Annotated in this window: 6 protein-coding genes; 5 read left to right on the top strand and 1 reads right to left on the bottom strand. The window is 72.7% G+C overall.

Going from position 1 to position 3,775, the window contains the following annotated elements; translation table 11 throughout:
* Positions 1–155: 155 nt before the first annotated feature.
* Positions 156–437, bottom strand: coding sequence for a dsRBD fold-containing protein (locus TR48_RS17785; protein WP_042368271.1), 282 nt, complete (start codon positions 435–437; stop codon positions 156–158).
* A gap of 183 nt (positions 438–620) precedes the next feature.
* On the opposite strand from TR48_RS17785, the gene TR48_RS17790 reads away from it, so the two are divergent.
* The 5 genes from TR48_RS17790 to msrA all read left to right on the top strand — a co-directional run bounded on the left by TR48_RS17790 (position 621) and on the right by msrA (position 3,447).
* On the top strand, positions 621–896 hold the full coding sequence (locus tag TR48_RS17790) for a metal-sensitive transcriptional regulator (protein WP_042368273.1): 276 nt from the start codon (positions 621–623) through the stop codon (positions 894–896).
* A gap of 122 nt (positions 897–1,018) precedes the next feature.
* Positions 1,019–1,390: a hypothetical protein gene (locus TR48_RS17795; protein WP_042368394.1), complete on the top strand. Its 372-nt coding sequence runs from the start codon at positions 1,019–1,021 to the stop codon at positions 1,388–1,390.
* Positions 1,387–1,806 carry an ArsR/SmtB family transcription factor gene (locus TR48_RS17800; RefSeq protein WP_042368275.1) on the top strand — a complete coding sequence of 140 codons (420 nt, stop codon included), beginning with the start codon at positions 1,387–1,389 and terminating at the stop codon, positions 1,804–1,806. Before TR48_RS17795 ends, TR48_RS17800 begins: the two co-directional genes overlap by 4 nt.
* 56 nt (positions 1,807–1,862) lie before the next feature.
* On the top strand, positions 1,863–2,873 hold the full coding sequence (locus TR48_RS17805; RefSeq protein WP_042368395.1) for a TIGR03617 family F420-dependent LLM class oxidoreductase: 1,011 nt from the start codon (positions 1,863–1,865) through the stop codon (positions 2,871–2,873).
* A 64-nt stretch (positions 2,874–2,937) separates the two neighbouring features.
* Positions 2,938–3,447, top strand: a complete 510-nt coding sequence (gene msrA / locus TR48_RS17810) for a peptide-methionine (S)-S-oxide reductase MsrA (protein WP_042368282.1) — start codon at positions 2,938–2,940, stop codon at positions 3,445–3,447.
* Positions 3,448–3,775: the final 328 nt, after the last annotated feature.

Here is a 3,775-nt window from a genome sequence, read left to right on the forward strand (position 1 = left end):
CCGCCGTGACCGCCCCGGCGCCCAGCAGCCTCCGGGCGGCCCTGGCCGCCCGCGCGGTGCGCGCGGTCGTGTCGGCGCGGCCGTCCCTGCCGGCGGGCGTCGTGCCCTCCCTCATGGTCCCTCCTGGCGTCCGGGCGCCCGGACGTGGTCCGGGGTCAGCCGAAGCGGCCGTCCTCCTCCGCGGCGGCGTCGACCGCGCCCGCGCGCAGGAGTTGGCGGCCGAGCTCGACCAGGGCGCGGCCCGCGGCGTACTCGTCGCCGATGTCCGCGATCTCCGTGTCGTGCGGGTTGCGGTGGGAGGAGCCGTTGCCTTCGAGGGTGCGTTCCGGGGTCTCCAGAACGGCGTGGGCCCGGGTGTCGTCGCCTTCCTCGAAGAGGTCGACGGTCAGGGTCCAGCGCTTGGTGCGAAGCGGTGCGGGGATGGTCGGCGATGTCATGGCGGTGTCCCGATCTCGTGGTCGCCGTCCGCGCGTCACGCCCCCCGTGCCGCACAACGACGCGTCGCTGCTTCGCGCGGACACTCCCACGGTACTCAGCTTCGGGCCGCTCGCACAGCACCGTCGCGGATACCCCCTGGGGTACGATGGCGGAACAAGACGAGCGAGGAGGTCGATGACGCCATGAAGGTGGACGAGGACGCCCAGGGCGCCGTGCTGAACCGGCTCCGCCGGGCCCAGGGGCAGTTGGCCGGCGTGATCGCCATGATCGAGGCGGGGCGTGACTGCAAGGACGTCGTCACTCAGCTCGCTGCGGTCTCGCGAGCCCTGGACCGGGCCGGCTTCAAGATCGTCGCGAGTGGCATGCGCCAGTGCCTGGCCGCCGACGGCGACGGCTCGGCCGACGCCGCGCCGATGACCGAGGCCGAGCTGGAGAAGCTCTTCCTGACTCTCGCGTAGGAGGCGAACGGGGACCGGCGGCCCGGGCGTGCGCGCGCACTGTACCGTGCGCGCCTACGTCAATTGCATACTTCGGCAATTCACCATGTGCGACCGAATGCTCACGCCTAGCGTCCATGGTCATGGCGAACACGGACATCGCACTCAAGGAATCCATGACCATCGAGGGCGCGCTGGGCGCGGCCCTGGTCGACCTGGCCAGCGGGATGAGCCTCGGGGTCATCGGCGGCACGGCCGAGCTCGACCCGGCGATCGCCGCCGCCGGGCACACCGATCTGGTGCGCGCCAAGAAGCGCACCATGGAGATGCTGGGCGTCGGCGGTGCGATCGAGGACATCCTGATCACCCTGACCCGTCAGTACCACCTGATCCGACCGCTCACCGCCGCGAACGGCGCGGGCCTGTTCCTGGTTCTGATCCTCGACCGGAAGCGCGCCAACCTCGCCATGGCCCGGCGCAGGCTGCAGCTGATCGAGGGCGAGCTCGACCTGTGAGCCCGCAGACGGCCGCGCCCCCGCTCTACCAGCGCAAGGCCGAGTTCTTCCGGCTGCTCGGGCACCCGGTGCGGATCCGCGCGCTGGAACTGCTCAGCATCGGGCCGACCAGCGTGCGAGCCCTGCTCGACGACATCGGCGTCGAGCCGGCCTACCTCTCGCAGCAGTTGGGCGTGCTGCGGCGGGCGGGCGTGGTCATCTCCCATCGCGAGGGCCCGGCCGTCGTCTATGCGCTGACCGGGCCCGATGTCGCGGACCTGCTCCGTGTCGCGCGGCGGATCCTCGCCGAGCTGCTGGAGAAGCAGCAGCGGCTCCTCGACGAACTGCGCGCGGATGACACGGACGACGCGGACGAGGCGGACGAGGGGGAGGCCGACCGCGAGCCCGCGGGCGCGGGCTGCGGCTCACCCGGCTGAGTCCGGCCGACTGCGTCGGACCGCCGGCCGCGGCCTGCGAGGATGAGCGGGTGACCATGAAGATCGACGACGCGGCCGACCTCTCCTCCTCGCCGCTCGGGGCGGAGGCCGCGGCCGAGGCCGCAGAGGCGGCCGGATACGACGGCTTCGCCGTCTCGGAGACCAGGCACGACGCCTTCACCTCGCTGACGCTGGCGGCGCGCGCGACCGAGCGGATCACGCTGCGCTCCGCCATCGCGGTCGCCTTCGCGCGCAACCCGATGACGGTGGCCACCCTCGCCAACGACGTGCAGCTGATCTCCGGGGGCCGGTTCCAGCTCGGCCTCGGCTCCCAGGTGCAGGCGCACATCGAACGGCGGTTCGCGATGCCGTGGAGCAGGCCGGCCGCGCGGATGGAGGAGTTCGTCCGTGCGGTGCGGGCCATCTGGGCCGCCTGGGCGGGGGAGGGCCGGCTCTTCTTCAAGGGCGAGTTCTATCGGCACACGCTGATGACCGAGTTCTTCGACCCCGGTCCCAATCCGCACGGCGCCCCGCCGATCCTGCTCGCCGCCGTCGGCGAGAGGATGACCGAGGTGGCCGGGCGGGTCGCCGACGGCCTGCTCTGCCACGCCTTCACCACTCCCGCCTACCTGCACGAGCGCACCCTCCCCGCGCTGCGGGCCGCGCGCGACGGCGCGCTGGACGGCTTCACCGTCTGCCTGCAGCCCATGGCCGTCCTCGGCGCGGACGACGCGGCGCGGGCGCGGGCGGAGCGCGCCGTCCGCGGGCAGATCGCCTTCTACGCCTCGACACCCGCCTACCGCCCGGTCCTCGACCAGCACGGCTGGGGCGAGCTGGCCGACCGCCTGCACCTGCTGTCGCGGCGCGGCGCGTGGGAGGAGATGGCCGCGCTGATCCCCGACGACGTCCTGGACGCGTTCGCGGTCGCCGGGACCCCGGCGGAGGTCGCGTCCGCGCTGGCGGACCGGTTCGGCGATGCGGTCGACCGCCTCACCCTCTACACGCCGTACGCGGTGGACGCCGCCCTCACGGGCGCGGTGGCGAGCCTGCTGCGCGGGCAGGAATGACGACGCGACCTCGGACGTTGGGCGTGTTGAGAGAAGCAGAAGCGCACGAGAAGGAGGGTGCCCCGTGGCCACGCAGACGCAGAAGGCCGTGCTGGCGGGTGGTTGTTTCTGGGGGATGCAGCAGCTGATCCGGCGCCAGCCGGGTGTGCTCACGACGCGGGTCGGCTACTCCGGCGGCGACGTCCCGAACGCGACCTACCGCAACCACGGGACGCACGCGGAGTCGATCGAGATCGAGTTCGACCCGGCGGTGACGGACTACCGGGCGATCCTGGAGTTCTTCTTCCAGATCCACGACCCGACGACGCGCGACCGGCAGGGCAACGACATCGGCGCGAGCTACCGCTCGGCGATCTTCTACCTCGACGACGAGCAGAAGCGCGTCGCCGAGGACACCATCGCCGACGTCGACGCCTCCGGCCTGTGGCCCGGCAAGGTCGTCACCGAGGTCTCCCCGGCGGGCCCGTTCTGGGAGGCCGAGCCGGAGCACCAGGACTACCTGGAGCGCTACCCGAACGGGTACACCTGCCACTTCCCCCGCCCGAACTGGAAGCTGCCCCGCCGCAACGGCTGAGCGGCGCGGGGCTGGGCCCGGCAGCACGCGGCGCCATCCGGCCCGGTCCGCCCTTCGGCGGCCCGGGCCGTGGCGTTTGCACGCTTCTGTGGCGCTGCGGTAACTGCGTTGCTATGAAAGGAAGTTGGCCTTCCTCAGGGGGACTCTCGGACCGGCGGCAGCGACGCGACCCTGATCGCCGCCTCCGGCCGAAGGACGTCGTCGCCCTCATCCGAAACTAGGGTTCCGCGTCCGAGAAGCGTTCGGTGAGCCAGTCGGCGCCGCGTTGGGCGGCGAGGGCGCGGCGGGTGCGGCGGGTGCGGGGCAGGGGGACGGGGTACGCCAGGGG

Source organism: Streptacidiphilus neutrinimicus, assembly GCF_000787815.1.
Lineage (GTDB): Bacteria > Actinomycetota > Actinomycetes > Streptomycetales > Streptomycetaceae > Streptacidiphilus > Streptacidiphilus neutrinimicus.

Bases quoted from the DNA above. Each gene is read 5' to 3' on its own strand.
- TR48_RS17785 (WP_042368271.1), bottom strand. From the start codon at position 437: ATGACATCGCCGACCATCCCCGCACCGCTTCGCACCAAGCGCTGGACC.
- TR48_RS17790 (WP_042368273.1), top strand. From the start codon at position 621: ATGAAGGTGGACGAGGACGCCCAGGGCGCCGTGCTGAACCGGCTCCGC.
- TR48_RS17805 (WP_042368395.1), top strand. From the start codon at position 1,863: ATGAAGATCGACGACGCGGCCGACCTCTCCTCCTCGCCGCTCGGGGCG.
- TR48_RS17795 (WP_042368394.1), top strand. From the start codon at position 1,019: ATGGCGAACACGGACATCGCACTCAAGGAATCCATGACCATCGAGGGC.